Source organism: Nocardia sp. NPDC127606, assembly GCF_042671725.1.
Taxonomy (GTDB): Bacteria; Actinomycetota; Actinomycetes; order Mycobacteriales; family Mycobacteriaceae; genus Nocardia.
Map to the genome: position 1 here is coordinate 14,664 of NZ_JBHXWQ010000009.1, position 16,315 is coordinate 30,978.

Below are 16,315 nucleotides of genomic sequence, written 5' to 3' on the forward strand. Positions count from 1 at the left end.
CACTGAGCTCACGGTTATCCGCAGCGCCGGCCCATAGGCTGCCCACCCACCGTCGGCCACGATCGAGAAACGTGATCCACCTCACTACATCGCAGCGAGAGGCATTGCAATGTATGACTACGTCATCGTCGGCGCGGGTTCGGCAGGCGCCGTGTTGGCTGCCAGACTTTCCGAGGATCCGGCGGTATCGGTCGCCGTCATCGAAGCCGGGCCGGCCGACAGCGCCGACGAGATCCATATCCCGGCCGCGTTCGGCGCCTTGTTCAAGAGCGAGTGGGACTGGGATCTCGATACCGAACCCGAACCACAGCTGGGCGGTCGGCGCGCGTACCTGCCCCGCGGCCGGATGCTGGGCGGATCGAGTTCGATGAACGCGATGATCTACATCCGGGGCAACCGTGCCGACTACGACGCCTGGGCCGCAGCCGGTGCCGATGGTTGGTCCTACGACGATGTCCTGCCGTATTTCCAGCGAGCCGAGGACAACGAACGAGGCAAGGACGCCTATCACGGCGCCGGCGGACCACTGCGCGTCTCGGAGAGTCGCTCACAGCACACCCTCGCCGGCGCGTTCGTCGACGCGGCCGAGCAGGCCGGGTACGCGCAACGAAGACTTCAACGGCGCAACACAATTGGGTGTAGGTCGCTATCAGGTGACACAGCGTGACGGCATGCGGTGCAGCACGGCCGTCGCCTATCTGCATCCGGCGATGACGCGGCCGAATCTGACCGTCATCACCGATGCGCTCGCACAGAAGGTGCGGTTCGAGGGCGACCGGGCGGTCGGCGTCGAGATCAGCCGTGGCGGCGAGATCGAAACGGTCCGTGCCGAACGGGAAGTCGTCCTCTCCGGCGGCACCTACGGATCGGCGCACCTGTTGCTGCTGTCGGGCGTCGGTCCCGCCGAGGAGCTCGCGCTGTTCCAGATCGAGGTGGTGCGCGACCTTCCGGTCGGCGAGAACCTGCAAGACCACTACATGACGCTGATCAACTACCGCACCGACACCGAGTCGCTGATGACCGCGCTGTCGCCGGAGAACCTCGCGTTGTTGCAGCAGCAGGGCCGAGGACCGCTCACCTCGAACATCGGTGAGGCGGGCGGATTCTTCGAGACGAGGGACGGTCTGGAAGGTCCGGACGTGCAGTTCCACCTGGCACCGGTGCTGTTCCACGAGGAGGGACTCGGCGCACCCGTCGCGCACGGATTCGCCATGGGACCCTGCGTGCTCCATCCGACGAGCGTCGGCAAACTGATGCTCCGTTCGGCCGCGCCGACCACCGCGCCGAGAATCGTGCACAACTACCTCGCCACCGACGAGGACCGGCGCAGCATTGTCGCGGGTCTGCGCATCGCCCTCGACATCGCGGGCCGAGCCGCCCTCGCGGAGCACATCACCGCGAACTTCGTTGCTCCCGAGTCGGATTCGGACGAGGACCTGCTCGCCTTCGCACGCAGGTACGGGCAGACGCTGTATCACCCGACATCGACGTGTGCCATCGGGTCGGTCGTCGACAGCCGACTGCGGGTGCTCGGCCTCCAGGGCTTGCGCGTCGTCGACGCGTCGGTGATGCCCACGGTCGTGCGCGGCAACACGAACGCGCCGACCATCATGATCGCGGAGAAAGCCGCCGACCTCATTCGCGAAGACGCCGTCGCCACCACCGGAGGATCGAAATGACCAGCACAGCAACGACAATCGACGCCGCGATCGAGGCATTGACCGAGGGCGCGGTGCGATGGGCGGCGACTCCGCTCACCGACCGGCGCCTGCTGCTGCAGCAGGTGCACGACCTGACCGAGCAACACGCGCAGGACTGGGTCGACATCGCCATCGGCATCAAGGGACTGCCGAAGGATTCGCCCCTGGTCGGCGAGGAATGGATCAGCGGACCCTATCCGGTGATCACCGGCACCGGCGCGTTGATCGAAAGCCTCGCCGCGCTCGACGCCGGCCGTAGCCCGGTCGACGGCTTCGAGATCACCGCGGCGCCGGGCAACAGGTCCGCCGTGCACGTGCTCCCGCACGGGATCTTCGATCGGCTGCTGCTCAACGGCTTCACCGCCGAGGTGTGGACCAAGCCCGGCGTCGACGCCGACACCGTCCGGGGGCGAGCCGGTTTGGGCGCACGCGCACCACGCATGGCAGGCGGCGTCGGCGTCGTGCTCGGCGCCGGGAACATCTTCTCCATTCCGCCGCTGGACCTGCTGTACCAATTGATCGCGGACAACCGGGTCGTGGCACTGAAGCTCAACCCCATCACCGACCCGCTGCTTCCGGTGTTCGAGCGCATTTTCGCACCGCTGATCGATCGCGGGTTCTTGCGAATCCTCACCGGCGGCGCCGATGTCGGCACCGCGCTGGTCAACCATCCCGACGTGACCTCGGTGCACATGACCGGCAGCAGCAACACCCACGACGCCATCGTGTTCGGCCGGGGAGCCGAAGGCGCGCAACGGAAAGCAGCGAACACACCGCTGCTGGCGAAACCCATCACCAGCGAACTCGGCGGCGTCTCGCCCACGATCGTGATTCCCGGGCACTGGTCGCAGGCGGATCTGAGGTTCCAGGCCGAACACCTGGCGACGCAACGACTGCACAACAACGGATACAACTGTGTCGCGTCCCAGGTCGCCATCGTGAGCTCGGACTGGCCGCAGAAAGAGAAGTTCCTCACCGAACTACGCGCGGCGTTCGAACGGGCGCCCGAGCGACCGGCGTATTACCCGGGCAGCGAGAGTCGAGTGGCCAACGCGCGCAAGGAATATCCGCGGGCACAGCGCGTCGGTCCGAACAACGACCGCACGCTGGTGCTCGGTATCTCGCCGTCGAAGGACGAACCGGCGCTGCGGGAGGAGTACTTCTCTCCTGTTTTCGGTGTCACCGAACTGCCCGGCACCGGTTCGGAGTTCCTGCGCGCCGCGGTCGAGGTCTCGAACGAGCAATTCGTCGGCACTCTGGGGGTGAACATCATCGCCCACCCGAGAACGCTGCGTCAGCTCGGCGCCGCGCTCGATGCGGCGATCGTCGACCTGCGATACGGCACCGTCGCGATCAACGCCTGGACCGGAGTCGGCTACCTGACCGCCCGCGCGAGCTGGGGTGCGTTCCCCGGCCACACCCTCGACGATGTGCAAAGCGGTATCGGGGTGGTGCACAACGCGTTGCTGATCGAAGACCCCGAGCGCACTGTCGTGCGTGGGCCGTTCCGACCCGCGCCGAGGTCGATCACGCGCGGCGAATTCACGGTGGCGCCCAAGCCGCCCTGGTTCGTGACCAACAAGACCGCCGCCACCACCGGCCGTCTGCTGACCTATTTCTCGGCGGCGCCGGGGTGGTCCAAGCTACCGGCGATCTTCGCCTCCGCGCTGCGCGGCTAGCTGTTCACCGAAAACGATGAACACCTGTTCCACCGGATCGACCTGCCCCGAGATCCGGTGGAACGTCAGCGTTGCCGCACGGCGTCGTAGGCCTGCGGCAACGCCTCGCCGGAATTCATCGCCAGCAGCGCTCGATGCAAGTTCGCGCGCTGATCCTGATCCAGACCGTCGAAGAGGTCGTCGTTCAGCGTGCGGACGAGCTCGTCGGCCTGCTCGACGGCGCTCCTCCCCTGCTCGGTGATCTCGACGAGAAAACGGCGACGGTCACGGTGATCGCGAATCCTGGCGGCCAGACCCGCCGACTCCAGATGGTCGATCGCGGCGACCATCGTGGTCGAGTCGATGCGCAGCCGGGTTCCCAGTTCGAGCTGAGAGCTGGCCTGGTCGCCTGCCAGCACCTTCAAGATCATGAAGTGCCTGGTCCGCAGGCCCAATGAGGCGAGCCGATCCTCGCTCACGCGGAACATCACCTGCCCGAGTTTGATCAGCAGGCAGCTGGTGTGCTCGGCGACCATGTCCGGGATCAACGGTTCGGTCACTGGTGGGAAACCTCGATTTCTGGGCTGGACAGCAGAGTCGATCGTAATCGGAGCCGCACCCACGTCCGTCATCGGCAGCAGTCACCACCGATCATCGCTACAGATAATAGTTCGTACTACTGATAGTCTGCCCGGCATGGAGTCAGAATTCATCCAGAAGATCGACCTTGCCGACAAGGTCGTCGTCGTCGCGGGCGGCACCAGCGGCATCAATCTCGGTGTGGCCGAGGACTTCGCGCGGGCCGGCGCCCGTGTCGCGGTGCTGAGCCGCTCCGCGGACAAGGTCGACGCGGCCGTCGAACGGCTGCGCGCGCTCGGCGCCGAAGCGATCGGCGGGAGCGCCGATGTCCGCGACTACAGCGCGACCGAGGCCGTGCTGCAATCGGTGCACGAGCAGTTCGGCGACTTCGACGTGATGATCTCCGGCGCCGCAGGCAACTTCCCCGCCGCCGCCGTCGGCATGTCCGCCAACGGATTCAAGTCGGTCGTCGACATCGACCTGCTCGGCACCTACAACGTCCTGCGCGCGAGCTACCAGTTCCTGCGCAAGCCCGGCGCCTCCGTCATCAACATCTCGGCACCGCAGTCGGAGTTGCCGACGATCACCCAGGCGCACGTGTGTGCCGCCAAGGCGGGCGTCGACATGCTCACCAAGGTCCTGGCGTTGGAGTGGGGCCCGTTCGGCATCCGCGTCAACGGTGTGATCCCGGGCCCGATCGACGGGACCGAGGGCATGGCCCGGTTGGCCCCGACCGAGCAGGATCGGGCCCTGGTCACCGGCAGCGTGCCGCTGCGCCGCTACGGCACCCCCCGCGATGTCGCCAACGTCTGCCGATTCCTGGCTTCCCCGCTGGCCGACTACGTCTCCGGCGTTGTGCTTCCGGCCGACGGCGGGTGGGTCCTCGGTGGCGCGTCGCAGGCGATGGGCGTCATCGGGCAGCCGCTTCTCGACGCCGCGCACCAGGGTCAGTAGCACCCTGGGCGCGTCATGACCTGACCTGATCCCAGAGGCGCACATAGACCTCGGCACCGCGAAACACGTCGGCCATGATGTCCGGGCCGCCGAGAACGCGGACCGCTTCTAGCCAGTCGGCATAGGTTCCGTAGGTCGCGGTGCCGTCGATGTTGATGTCGAAGGTGCGCTCGCCCCATCGTTCCCTGTCGAAGGTCACCGCGCCGTCGTGGGAGACGAAGGGGTATCCGATGGTGCCGGGTCCGAGCGGGCCGCCCTGGCCGGCGATGCCGTTCATGTCCGAACCGAAGCCGAAACCGAACTGCGCGGCGGGCCGGGGCAGTGCGCGGGCTTCACGCCAGGCTTCGACGAAGCTCGCGGGTCCACCTGCATAGGGGGTTGCGAAACCGCCTACCGCATAGACCCGTTCGGTGGTGGTGGGTGAGTCCCAGCCGTGTGAGGACAACACACCTGGGTAGCCACGCTTTTCGATGATCGTCATGACTTCCTCGGCGGTGGCTTCGCTGAGGTGGTCGATCTCGATGAGGAAACCGTGGTCGATCATCGAGTTGATCAGGTACTCGCCGAGCTCGGTCAGGCCGCGCGCATTGCAGTGAGATCCCGCCGCATACAGCGGCAGTGGCGCGCCGCCGAGCAGCGGGCCGGTGAGATCGGCGATGAACTGGTTGATGTGACCGGCGAGCGGCACCGAGATCTGGGTGCTGTCCTGTTCGGGTCCGGGACAGGGCTGGACGTTCCAGAACGCGCCGGTCTGCATGAAGTTGCCCGCGTTCACCAGCAGGCCGGTGACATCGTGGTCCATTTTCGTGCCGCCGAAGGCGTTGTCGAACTTGTGCACCGGAAAGAAGCTGCTCACGCCGATGGCGCGAAGTTCGGTGAGCCAGCGGTCGACGTCGGCTCGGCCGCACTCCGGTTGCCCGAGGAACACACCGCAGCCCATCGGGTCGGACAACTCCATGCCGAGGACCACGGCGAGCTTGCCGGACGCGGCAACGAGGCGCGCCTGGGCCGGATCGGTGACGATGCGGAAGAAGCCCTGTCCGGGACCGCCTGCCTGGGCATCGATGTAGTCCTGCAACGCCCGCAGGCTGTCGGCCTGCCTGCGCACCGAAGCCATGTCGTCGCAGGGGTTTCGGCGATCGGTCATCATGGCGCACAGCGATTCGTTGTCCACCAGGTCGACGGTCATCACCCGCAGACCCGCCTTCCACGAGCGCTCGATGCTGGTCCAGTAGGTGCCTTCGGCGGTGAGAACCGAGGGCTTCGGCCAGTCACGGAAGGTGGGCCAGCCGCGGGTGTCGGAGGCGTGGAACGGTTCACCGTGATCGAGGAAGTCGGCGATCACACCGTTGGTGCCGGTGCGGAACTGCGCGCAATCGGGCAACGCGTAGCTCACTCCATAGGGGTGCCACGGTCGGCCGCAGTGAAAGTTGCCGCCCATGAATTCGTAGGCGGTGACGTGCGCGTGCGTGTCGATGGTGCCCACGATCGTGCCGTCGGCGCCGACGCTGGGGCCCGGAGTGCCCTGGGCGCCGGTCTGCGCCTCGGGGAAGTCCGCGCACCCGGTGTCCTGGACGAACGCGGCGGGCGTGCTGGTCGCGGTTTCGCTGTTGGTGAGAACGAATCCGCCCGCACCGGTGCCGTCCACCTTCCACACCGCCGACGGCGTCGGGTTCTTCGCGGGGCTGATCGACCCTTGCCCGGCTGCCAGGACGTCGCCGTTGCGACCGTAGAGAAGGTATTCGCCGAGCGCTGTCGCTCGCATCCGGTACGGCCCAGCCGCCGGAACCAAGGGCCCAGCCGGGGTGTCGATGCGATAGCAGCCGTTGACCAGCGAATAGCGGGTCTGTCCCGAGTCGGCGGTGGCGTGCCCCGGCCCCACGAGTCCTGTGGCGATCAGAGTGAGGGCGAGTATCGGCAGGTACTTCGAACCTGCCGGTCCCCGACGGGAGATGGTGGAACGCAAGACTTCTCAATTCTGAACTAGGGGTATTTCACCTTTCTCGGTCAAAATACTATGGAACATAGTTTTTCGTGGCAGGTTCTCAGACGAGCGCGCTCGCCAGCGCCGCGGTCACACCGACCACGACCACCGCCGCGGCAGGCGCGAGCAGCATCGTGCCGACCAGCATCGCCATCGCCGTTCGACGTGCGACCGTTCGGGACTCCGGCGTGGCCGCCAGGCGCTCGAGACGCATCGACAGCGAGTCATCGATCAAGCGCAGCGGTGCGCCCGGCATCGACGGCATGCGCGAGGCGACAGTGTGCAGCGCCCCGGACAGCGCCCGCGAACCGGTCGAGGCCGCGGCCGACCGATCGGCGGCGAATTCGACCAAGGTGGCGACCGCGGCCGGGGCCGCGGCGAAGAGCGGAATCCACGAAAAGGCCTGGGCGAGAATCTGACAGACGCCGAGAATATGGTGATGGAACCCGCGCAGATGCGCGTGCTCGTGCGCGAGAACAGCGCGCCACTGCGGTTCGGTCAGGCAGCGCTCGAGCCCGTCGGTGACCACCACGTACCCACCGCGCCCGGCGACGCTGTACGCCAACGGAATCGGATGATCGAGGCGTACCAGTTTCGTCCCCGCGCCGTCGACCCGGCCCACCATCTCGACCAACTCCCGTTGCTGGCGGCGCAGCGCCGCCCCGCGCCCCCGGTAGCCGACCACGATCCGTGCCAGCTGTCCGGTCGGCACGATCGTGGCGAGCACCGCGACCGGCATGATCAGCCCGGCCGCCCAGGTGACCACCGCCGGTTCGACCGCGGCCAGACTGCGAACCACGGTGCCCGCGAATACATTTCCCGGCGGATCGCCCGGCCACGCCAACGCGATCACGGCCAGCACACCACAGCCGATCGTCGCGACGAGCGCACCCAGCCAGGCCACCAACCCGGCGACCGGGGCGGCGGTGAAATCGATACGGGACAGGACCGCCGGAGCGAGCACAGCCAGCGCGATACCGGCCGCCAGCAACGCTGTCAGCAGGATCATGGTCCGCGCTCGTCGTCGGAGAGGCCCCGTCGCAGCGCTTCGACTTCGGGCGCACTGGCAGTGCGGACCAGATGCAACAGCACCGCGGGAGCGTCAGGACTGGCGTCGAGGATCTCGCGCAACAGATCGGTCGTCGCCTCGGCCCGGGTCCGGCTGGGCCGGTACCGATAGGAACGCCCGACCTTCTCGCGCTGCACCCACTTCTTCTCCCACAGGTGCGTAACCACGGTCAGCACTGTGGTGTACGCGGGAACCCGCTGGTCGTTGTCCAATAGATCCACCAGATCGTGCACCGACAGCGGCGCCGAACTCTCCCACAGGACAGCCATCACCTGGCTCTCCAGCGCCCCGAGCCCCTTCATCGCTCCCCCTCGTCCGCCGCGACAACACCACCGGACCGGATGCCGCCCGCCCAATTTACTATCCGACATAGTTTTTCGGACGACATGCTGTGAGATGCCCTCGGTCCGCCGAGGCGGCGATCACCGAGCTACGGCGCCGGCACCACAGTCGGCTAGGTTCGTGCCCATGAGCCGCAACACGACCGTCTTCGACAGCATCGACATCGCTGCCGATCCGGAGTCCATCTATCAGCAGGTCAGCGACCCGACACTGATGGGTCGGTGGAGCCCGGAGAACCGTGGTGCGAAGGTGGCCCAACCGCGCGAGTCCACTTACGTGGGAATGGAATTCGAAGGGCTGAACAAGCGTGGCGGTGCTCGCTGGGTGACCCGTTGCGTGGTGATCGCGGCCGAGCCGGGAAAGCGGTTCGCGTTCCGCGTCGAGGCGATCGGCGTCCGGCGGCCATGGATCCGCGCGGGGATCGCGACCTGGGAATACCGGTTCGAGCCGGACAACGGTGGCACCCGGGTCACCGAGACCTGGCACGACGATCGCAAGTCATGGCCGAACGCGGCGGTTCAGGTCTTCGACCGGGTCGCCACCGGCGGCGACACCTTCGTGGAATTCCAGCGCAAGAACATCCGCCGCACGCTGCGCAACCTCAAGCAGCAGCTGGAGTCGAAGGACTGAACGCGGGCGTCGGAGGGTCCTGCCGTTTTCCTACCGGTCGGCGTCAGGGCTCGCCGACGGCACGCCCGTCACGGTGGGCACGGCACCCGTCGTCGCCAGGATCGTCGCGGCGACCAGTTTCGGATCGTCGATCATCGGCACATGTCCGACGCCCGGCAAGATCTCGAAGCGGGCCTGCGGGAAACGCTCCTGGGCGATGCGGCCATTGACCGCCGGCGGCAGGATCGCATCCTTCTCCGACCAGGCCAGGGTGATCGGACACGGCAACTCCGGCACCGACGCGATCTGCTCCCTGGTGTCGAGCACGTCTTCGGTGACCGTGCACCCGATGAGGTCGGCGGCCGCTGTCATCGCCTGCGCCGGCGTCAAACGGTCAGCGCGACAAGCGATATCGCGCAGCGCGAGCCGCCGGACCACCGCCGACCGCAGGACCACCGGTTGAACTGGGCGCGACAGCTGGACCAAGGTGCCCATGCGGCGCAGCTTCCTGACCGCGTCGGTCTGCCCATGACCACCACCATCCCAGAACCCCGCAGGCGAGAGCGCGCAGACGCTCAACGCCCGACCCCGCAACGCGAGCTCGATGGCCATCCACCCGCCGAGCGAGTTCCCCGCGAGATGAGCCTTCGCGATGCCCCGCTCGTCCAGCATCCGCTCCGCCGCGTCGACGATGTCGCGCACCTTGACCGGGTGCTCCCGCACCGCCGGCCCGCCCCGATGCCCGAGCGCGGTCGGAGCGATCACGTCGTGATGATCGGTCAAGCACGGAACGACGTCCTCCCACGCCGCCGCCGACATGGTGACGCCATGGAACAGGACAATCGAAGACTTACCGGAACTCATGGGCAGATGCTACTCACCGCCGGTCAGCCGATGGGCAACGTTCGCGGTCGACCCAATTCCTTCAATGCAGCGCCCCAGGACCGCGCCGAGTCCTCCGTCGATATGGACGAAGCGCACGCCCCACCGGGACAACTTGTCGACAGCCTCGCGGATTGCTGGAAACGCCATCTGCTCTGGCTTTGCATGTGGCACCGCTACAACCGGACGACCTCCGCCGACAGCCTCGACCAGCATCGCCAAGGGAAGTGTGTCCCCGATCCCGCAAGCCCACTCACTCGGCGGCACCGAGCCGAGCCTGCGAACGGACCGAGACCTGTAAGTGACAGGTATCCGTGACGAATCTTCTCGGCATCTGTCACGGTCGACAGCGCTAACCCGGGAGCCCCGCTTCAGCCAAACCGCTTCGACTGTCCCGACCCAGTTCGATCCGTTCGATGACATCCCATATATAGGAGTTGTCCCGAAGTTCGAGCGAAACCAGCACGGCCTCGGTGGTCACGACATCGAAGCCGTAGATAGCACTGCCAGCCGTCGCTGCAGTCGTGGCAGCCACCTCTTCCAGACCTTCGAAAACCGGGTACGCGATCGTCACATGGGGATCCGATGTTGATTCCTTCAGCGACGCGTGCGGCAAGACGGAGATCGTTGCCGCTCGTAGCGTGTCGCGAAGCTCCATCACCGGCGCCGCGGGTGAGATCACGAAGCCGATCGCACCACGAATGTTGGTCAGCCGATCGACGGACAAGCTGAACGGGCCCAGGTCTCGGCAGGCATGCTGCGCGGCCTCCGCAATAGAAGCACGTTGCTCGAACGTGCACGTGTACGGGCGTGAGATTCGATCCAACGTCAGGTGGAGTCCGTCGGGCGGCGTGGTCTTGAAGTACGCCGGATCGATGGCCTGCTGGCATTCTTTGGTCCGCGAATGAAGTTCCGAAGCGTGATCGAAGGTCAAGAACCAGTAGTAACCGAGCGGGCCGTTTTCGAGCGGACGGGGTCGCAGGCTGTCCAAGTTTCCGGTCACTTGTCGCCGTCCTTACTGGCCAGCGCATCCCGGACGCCCTTCAACTGCGAGGTATCCCCCCACCTGTCGGCCACGTCACGGAGAAATTCCGAAGCTCGGCGCTGAACCTGGGCCATAGGCTTGTCTGGCGAAGTGTCCAGAGCATCGTGCATTATCGCCACTGCAGCATCCAGGTCGGCATCTTCGGCCAAGACATGCGAGCGGGCCACGTCGATCATCACCAGCGACCTACCCCACGGCGAGTTCGTGTTGTTCATGTCCGCCAACGCGAGCTCCGCATACTGTTCGACCTTGTCCGGCATCGCCAACGACAGATACGATGTCGCGGCATTTCCAGCCACCTGCGCCGCACTGTAGCTTCCCAGAGAGATGCTGGATGGCACTCCATCCGGGGCACTATCGCACGCGACCAGCTCGTATGCCCGGTCCACCGTGCGTCGTACGCCGTCAGTATCGCCGAGCTTACCCATTGCTCGCGCGACTCCGTTGATCGCTAGTCTTACACTTTGCGGCCCATCTTCGGCGCGAGCGAGGCCGTCCCGAGCATAGTCCAACGCTCGTTCGTACCTCCCTGCGTAATACTCACAGAAGCTTTGCAGCCCACGCGCCCATGCTGTGAGGTTAGCGTTCTGCGCATTGTCCCCCAGATGGAAAGACTCCAGACAGTAAGCCCGTGCCATCGAATAATGGCCAGTTCCGACGGCGATATAGCCGAGCAGTCCCGAAGTTTCGCTGGCGATGTCGAACAGCTCGCTGCGCTGTTTCGGATGGCTGCATTCATCGATGAGCCCATCGAGCCATGCCCGCTGCTGCTTCAACGCGGGAACGAGTCCGGCAGGATCTACAGTTTCATAGTTCGCGATTGCGTGGTGCGTACTGATTCGCAGCTGGTCAATGATCTCGGGATTGACAGATCGGCTCAGCTTGTGGACGCGGCCCAGGACCGCGAGCAGATCCGTCGTGATCGCCTGGTCACCGTTCTCCGGCAACCCGTCATCATCATCGCGGTCGGTGTGTGCGATCGCGGTCTGGGTGTGACGCAGCACGGTTGAATGGCGGTCCCGCCAAACGGCTTCCCCGTCCGCCACGATCTGCTCGAAGCGTTCTCTATCCGCTGGAGATGCACGCTGACGGTACGTCGTATCCAGGATCGCTTGCGCCGTGGATCTGGGTTTCACGGCGCTCAGGCCCGAGCGCCAGTTGTTGACCGTGGTCGTCTCGACACCGAGCAGCGTGGCGAACTCTCGAATCGACTTTCGCATCGCCTCTTGAAGCGCAGCTGCCTCAAAGCCTGTCCAAGCCCGCCCTCGCATCATCGCCGCTTCCTACTTTTCAGCACCTGATCTCGGAAGTCCACACGATACGCCTACGGTACGCGATCGCTACGCGGTTACCTCCGATACCGCTGGTGGGCGACGCTTTTCATCAGTACCTGTTCCAGGGAATCCATGGCGAGGCCGCCAGATCGATGCCCTTCGCTGCCGGATGCGTCGCCAGGAGGCCGCACATGTCGAGCCACTTGCTCACCGATCTGATCAGGCTGGTCGAAGTGATGAGAGAAGCCGGTTGGGTCAACCTCACCCTGGCTACCCCGAGTTCCCCTGTTACCGACAATCCCCATGCTGCGGAAACTGACGGCGTTTTTCCTACCGCGCACGAACTGCCAACCGGCTACCAGCTGATCTCCGCCTTCCGTGGCGCATTTGGACACCTTCCTGGTGACCACCTGATCGCGCGCTGGGCTCAAGCCTTCGCTCACCTGCACCGCTGCCGCCACATCAACCCCGTAAACACTGCCCGAATCGACACGCGCAGAGTTGAACTCGCTGAACTGGTCGATGCCTGGGTCGCGAATCACTCCCGGCTGCCCGATCGGGACTACGGCGCCGCGCTAGATGAACTGGCCGCCGCGTACATCGGATTCGAAGCGAAGTTCCACGCGAGAGCGCCCATCGACTTCGACGAGCTGCATCAAGCATGGACCACCGTCGCCGACCACGTCATCGACTGGGGCGACCTCCGTACCGGCCAGGCAGCCATGCCGCGACCACTGCAGCATTCCTCCCCCATATCCAGCGATTGAAAGGTGTACCACCATGCTCGATCTCGACTACCCGACTGATCCACAGTTCCTCGAAACCTGCGCGCGCGAAGGAATCGCAGTCACCGAGGCTGCGACCGCCATCGCGGGCGGCACTCTGGTGTTCTTGCGCTCCAACGATTCTCGCTATCACAAGGGCTTTGCCCCGATCTTCGTCGGCGCGGGTACTCGACGAAAAGTCACGGCGCTGATCGGGTTGGGCCCCAAGGACACCAACCGCGACGCGATCGTCGACAGCATGTCGGTGATCTTGGCCGCCAAACCCGACGCGGTGATCGACCTGACCACCAACCCCGAGGGCATCGCGCTGCGCCGCGAACTGAAGGAAGTGGTGGGGATTCCGTTGGGCTGCTGCCTCACCTACGACCTGTTCGCCCAACCTCGCAAGAAGCTCGGTCGTGCCGAGTTCTTGGAACGTTTCGAACTCGGCCTGGACTCCGGCGTCGACTTCGCATTGATCCACGCCGGGATCAACCCGGAGTTGGCGCGAATGAGTGAGCAGTCGACACGGATCATGCCCACCACCTCCCGCGGTGGCGGACTGATCGCGCGCTACATGCGCATGCACAACGTCGAATCGCCGTTGCATGAATACTTCGACGGCATCCTCGACATCTGCCGACGCCGCAGCGTGGTGCTCGACCTCGGCGACATTTTCCGCCCCGGCGCCACAGCCGACGCCGGTGACGATCTGAAATGGCGCGAGATCGAGTTGCTGGCCACGCTGCGACGCCGAGCCCTCGACGCCGGCGTCCAAGTCCTGTGCGAAACCGGCGGCCACATCCCGCTACACCGCATCCACGAAATCATCCCCGCCTACAAGAAGGCCCTCGGTGGCGCGCCATTGTGGCTGGCAGGCCCGATGGTCATCGACAACGCTGTCACCCTCGACTCGATCGTCAACACCATCGGCGTGGCCACCGCCGGGCAGCACGGCGGAGACATGTTCGCCTCCATCACCCAGGTCGAGCACTACCTGATGCCCACCGGTTCCGATACCGCCGAAGCCGTACGCAACGTCAAAGTCGCTATCACCGCGCTCGAACTGGGTCGCGGCAACACCGACGAAGCAGCCCGCCAGCGTGCCATCTCCGTCGCTCGGCGCGCGAACAACTGGGAGGTGCAAGCCACCCACGCGCTCTACCCACGGCTGGCCGGTAACGCCTTCATCAACGCCGGATTGAAAACCGGTGCACCGTGCACTATCTGCGGATCGCTGTGCCCACACCTGACAGCCAAGAAGGCCAACGAGGAAATTCCCCTCCCCGCCAGTACCGCCACGTTGTCGATCACTCCTGTGGAGAGCTGAGCAATGACCACGACAGCTCCTCAGCCCATCGGCACCACAGCATCCCTGGCCGCCACGATCACCCGGCGTCTCCCCGACACAGCAGAGCTGACGACGGTCGCAGCCCGCGTGGCCGATGACCTGCTCGCCCTCGGCGAACACGTGCCCGACACCGACTGGCTCATCTTGGGTGGATCAATGGCCCGCGGCGAACCGAGCTGGATTCGCTATCACCACGACCAGCACCAACTCATCAGCGACCTCGACCTGCTCTATGTCTCCTCTGGTGAGACACCGACAGCGCTCATATCCCAAATGCGCACGAGCGCTGAAAAGCGCTTCCCCACCGTGGATTTGATGACGCTGCCGCTGCGCGACTACCGCACCGTCACAACGTCACTGGGCTACGACTTCAAGAACCTCGGCGTCCCGCTGACCCTGCACGGCCTGCCAGAGCACAATCCCGTGCGACTCGACGACCGCGACGCCTACGAGATCCTGCTGTACTACATCCAGGCCTACTACTGGCATCGACTCAACTACAGGTGGCAGACCGGCCTGGACTCCACCCAATTCCACCTGCTGGTGAACCGGCTGTGCATGAAAGTGCTTCGTGCGACGGCAATGCTGGAACGCGGCGCCTACGCCCATCACGACTTCGCCCGCATGGCCCCGCATCTCGCCGAACAGATGCGCGCCGAGCTGGCTTGGCGCATCGATCCACGGCAGCCTCCGTTGGACCCGTCCCGATTCTGGGTCTATGTGCACGATGCTTTCCGCCGATTCGACTTCGCCTTCGGTGGCCCACGTCCAGATGCCGTGCGGCTGAGCAAATACGCCACGACCAGCAGCGGGCAGATCATCGCCAGCCATCAGAAGCGAGTCAGCGAGCTGGCCCGGGAAGTCGCCGCCGCGTGGGTCTCGAACCCTCGCCTGGACAGGATCGGTACCGTGGAGCGCGCAACCTGGTCACGAGTCACCGGCTGGGCAGGAACGCAGCAACAGCCCGGCCCCGCCTCCTACTTCGCCAAGCACCGACGCGAAATCCACGACCACCTCCTCGCCATGAAAGTGCAGGTCGCTGCATGAAGATCCTCGTCACCGGTGGCGCCGGCTACGTCGGCGCGACCGTGACCCGGCTCCTTCTCGATGCCGGGCATCAAGTCGATGTCGTCGACGATCTCTCCCGCAACGACGACCGGCAGATCCCCGCCGAAGCGCGTTTCCACCAACTACGCGTACACGACATCGCCGCCGTCCTCACCCCCGACGCCGGATTCGACGCAGTGCTCCACTTCGCCGGACTCATCGCCGCCGGCGAATCAATGAACCACCCAGAATGGCACTGGGACAACAACACCCGAGCCTCACTCGCCCTCCTCGACGCCATCCGCGCCGCCGGGATACCGCGCCTGGTGTTCTCCTCCACCGCCGCGGTCTACGGCGAGCCCGACACAGTTCCGATCACCGAGAACGCCCCCACGAACCCGGTCAACACCTACGGCGACACCAAACTCGCAGTCGACCGAGCTATCACATCGATCACCCGCGCGAGCAAACTCGGTGCCGTCAGCCTGCGCTACTTCAACGTCGCGGGCGCGCATACCTGCGCTGACGGTTCGATGATCGGCGAACGCCACACTCCTGAAACCCATCTCATTCCCTTGGCGCTGGAAGCCGCCGCCGGCCTCCGCGACAAGTTCAATCTCTTCGGCGACGACTACCCGACTCCTGACGGAACCTGCATCCGCGACTACGTCCACGTCACCGACCTCGCGCGGGCGCATCTACTGGCGCTTGATTCCATTGGCTCCGGCGAGCACCGAATTTACAACCTGGGCAATGGAATCGGGTTCTCCAATCAACAAGTCCTTGACGCCGTTCGGCGCGTCACAGCCTCTCGGTTCGAAGTCGAGACAGCACCACGCCGACCTGGTGATCCTGCGGTTCTATACGCCTCCTCTGAACTAGCAAAACGTGAGCTCGGATGGTCGCCGACGAACCCCGACATCGTCGACATCGTCGGTGACGCTTGGAAATTCCACAAGACTGTCGCTGGGTAATTGGTCACCGAGGCGCGCCGCGTCCACCGCACGCGCCGTGCGGCGGTGGACACGGCGGTCGACATCGGTCGTTGAGCCCGGGC

At 65.4% G+C, this 16,315-nt stretch carries 15 protein-coding genes and 1 pseudogene; 9 read left to right on the forward strand and 7 right to left on the reverse strand.

Annotated features, from left to right (window positions below):
• Window positions 1-109: 109 nt before the first annotated feature.
• The 3 genes and pseudogenes from ACFVJ5_RS29730 to ACFVJ5_RS29740 form a co-directional block, all read left to right on the forward strand.
• Window positions 110-917: pseudogene (locus tag ACFVJ5_RS29730) on the forward strand (GMC family oxidoreductase); the annotation flags it as partial.
• Between the two features lie 336 nt (window positions 918-1,253).
• On the forward strand, window positions 1,254-1,679 hold the full coding sequence (locus tag ACFVJ5_RS29735; protein WP_379225635.1) for a GMC oxidoreductase: 426 nt from the start codon (window positions 1,254-1,256) through the stop codon (window positions 1,677-1,679).
• Window positions 1,676-3,379 carry an aldehyde dehydrogenase family protein gene (locus ACFVJ5_RS29740; RefSeq protein ID WP_379225152.1) on the forward strand — a complete coding sequence of 568 codons (1,704 nt, stop codon included), beginning with the start codon at window positions 1,676-1,678 and terminating at the stop codon, window positions 3,377-3,379. The genes ACFVJ5_RS29735 and ACFVJ5_RS29740 overlap by 4 nt, the downstream gene beginning before the upstream one ends.
• Before the next feature lie 65 nt (window positions 3,380-3,444).
• On the opposite strand, the gene ACFVJ5_RS29745 is transcribed toward ACFVJ5_RS29740, so the two are convergent.
• Complete coding sequence (locus ACFVJ5_RS29745; RefSeq protein WP_379225154.1) at window positions 3,445-3,918, reverse strand: MarR family winged helix-turn-helix transcriptional regulator; 474 nt, start codon at window positions 3,916-3,918, stop codon at window positions 3,445-3,447.
• Window positions 3,919-4,054: 136 nt separating this feature from the next.
• On the opposite strand from ACFVJ5_RS29745, the gene ACFVJ5_RS29750 reads away from it, so the two are divergent.
• On the forward strand, window positions 4,055-4,891 hold the full coding sequence (locus tag ACFVJ5_RS29750; RefSeq protein ID WP_379225156.1) for an SDR family oxidoreductase: 837 nt from the start codon (window positions 4,055-4,057) through the stop codon (window positions 4,889-4,891).
• Between the two features lie 13 nt (window positions 4,892-4,904).
• On the opposite strand, the gene ACFVJ5_RS29755 is transcribed toward ACFVJ5_RS29750, so the two are convergent.
• From ACFVJ5_RS29755 to ACFVJ5_RS29765, 3 genes are all read right to left on the reverse strand, one after another.
• Complete coding sequence (locus ACFVJ5_RS29755) at window positions 4,905-6,857, reverse strand: peptidase (protein ID WP_379225158.1); 1,953 nt, start codon at window positions 6,855-6,857, stop codon at window positions 4,905-4,907.
• Between the two features lie 79 nt (window positions 6,858-6,936).
• A complete protein-coding gene (locus ACFVJ5_RS29760; RefSeq protein WP_379225160.1) occupies window positions 6,937-7,884 on the reverse strand; it encodes a M56 family metallopeptidase in 948 nt (315 codons plus the stop codon).
• Window positions 7,881-8,246, reverse strand: a complete 366-nt coding sequence (locus ACFVJ5_RS29765) for a BlaI/MecI/CopY family transcriptional regulator (RefSeq protein WP_379225162.1) — start codon at window positions 8,244-8,246, stop codon at window positions 7,881-7,883. Before ACFVJ5_RS29765 ends, ACFVJ5_RS29760 begins: the two co-directional genes overlap by 4 nt.
• A 166-nt stretch (window positions 8,247-8,412) precedes the next feature.
• Between ACFVJ5_RS29765 and ACFVJ5_RS29770 the strand changes: the two genes are divergently transcribed.
• Entirely contained in the window at window positions 8,413-8,916 is a 504-nt protein-coding gene (locus ACFVJ5_RS29770; RefSeq protein ID WP_379225163.1) for an SRPBCC family protein, read from the forward strand.
• Window positions 8,917-8,946: 30 nt separating this feature from the next.
• Here the strand turns inward: ACFVJ5_RS29770 and ACFVJ5_RS29775 are convergent, their stop codons facing one another.
• From ACFVJ5_RS29775 to ACFVJ5_RS29785, 3 genes are all read right to left on the reverse strand, one after another.
• Entirely contained in the window at window positions 8,947-9,759 is an 813-nt protein-coding gene (locus ACFVJ5_RS29775; RefSeq protein WP_379225165.1) for an alpha/beta fold hydrolase, read from the reverse strand.
• Between the two features lie 370 nt (window positions 9,760-10,129).
• Entirely contained in the window at window positions 10,130-10,780 is a 651-nt protein-coding gene (locus ACFVJ5_RS29780; RefSeq protein WP_379225167.1) for a 2'-5' RNA ligase family protein, read from the reverse strand.
• Window positions 10,777-12,042 carry a hypothetical protein gene (locus ACFVJ5_RS29785; RefSeq protein WP_379225169.1) on the reverse strand — a complete coding sequence of 422 codons (1,266 nt, stop codon included), beginning with the start codon at window positions 12,040-12,042 and terminating at the stop codon, window positions 10,777-10,779. The genes ACFVJ5_RS29780 and ACFVJ5_RS29785 overlap by 4 nt, the downstream gene beginning before the upstream one ends.
• Before the next feature lie 146 nt (window positions 12,043-12,188).
• On the opposite strand from ACFVJ5_RS29785, the gene ACFVJ5_RS29790 reads away from it, so the two are divergent.
• The 4 genes from ACFVJ5_RS29790 to galE are packed head-to-tail and all read left to right on the forward strand — an operon-like array spanning window position 12,189 to window position 16,232.
• Window positions 12,189-12,863, forward strand: a complete 675-nt coding sequence (locus ACFVJ5_RS29790; RefSeq protein WP_379225171.1) for a hypothetical protein — start codon at window positions 12,189-12,191, stop codon at window positions 12,861-12,863.
• A 13-nt stretch (window positions 12,864-12,876) separates the two neighbouring features.
• Complete coding sequence (locus ACFVJ5_RS29795; RefSeq protein WP_379225173.1) at window positions 12,877-14,190, forward strand: phosphomethylpyrimidine synthase ThiC; 1,314 nt, start codon at window positions 12,877-12,879, stop codon at window positions 14,188-14,190.
• Between the two features lie 3 nt (window positions 14,191-14,193).
• Window positions 14,194-15,258 (forward strand): hypothetical protein, encoded by a 1,065-nt coding sequence (locus ACFVJ5_RS29800; protein WP_379225175.1) that lies wholly within the window; start codon window positions 14,194-14,196, stop codon window positions 15,256-15,258.
• Window positions 15,255-16,232: a UDP-glucose 4-epimerase GalE gene (gene galE / locus ACFVJ5_RS29805; RefSeq protein WP_379225177.1), complete on the forward strand. Its 978-nt coding sequence runs from the start codon at window positions 15,255-15,257 to the stop codon at window positions 16,230-16,232. Before ACFVJ5_RS29800 ends, galE begins: the two co-directional genes overlap by 4 nt.
• The last annotated feature ends 83 nt before the right edge of the window (window positions 16,233-16,315 follow it).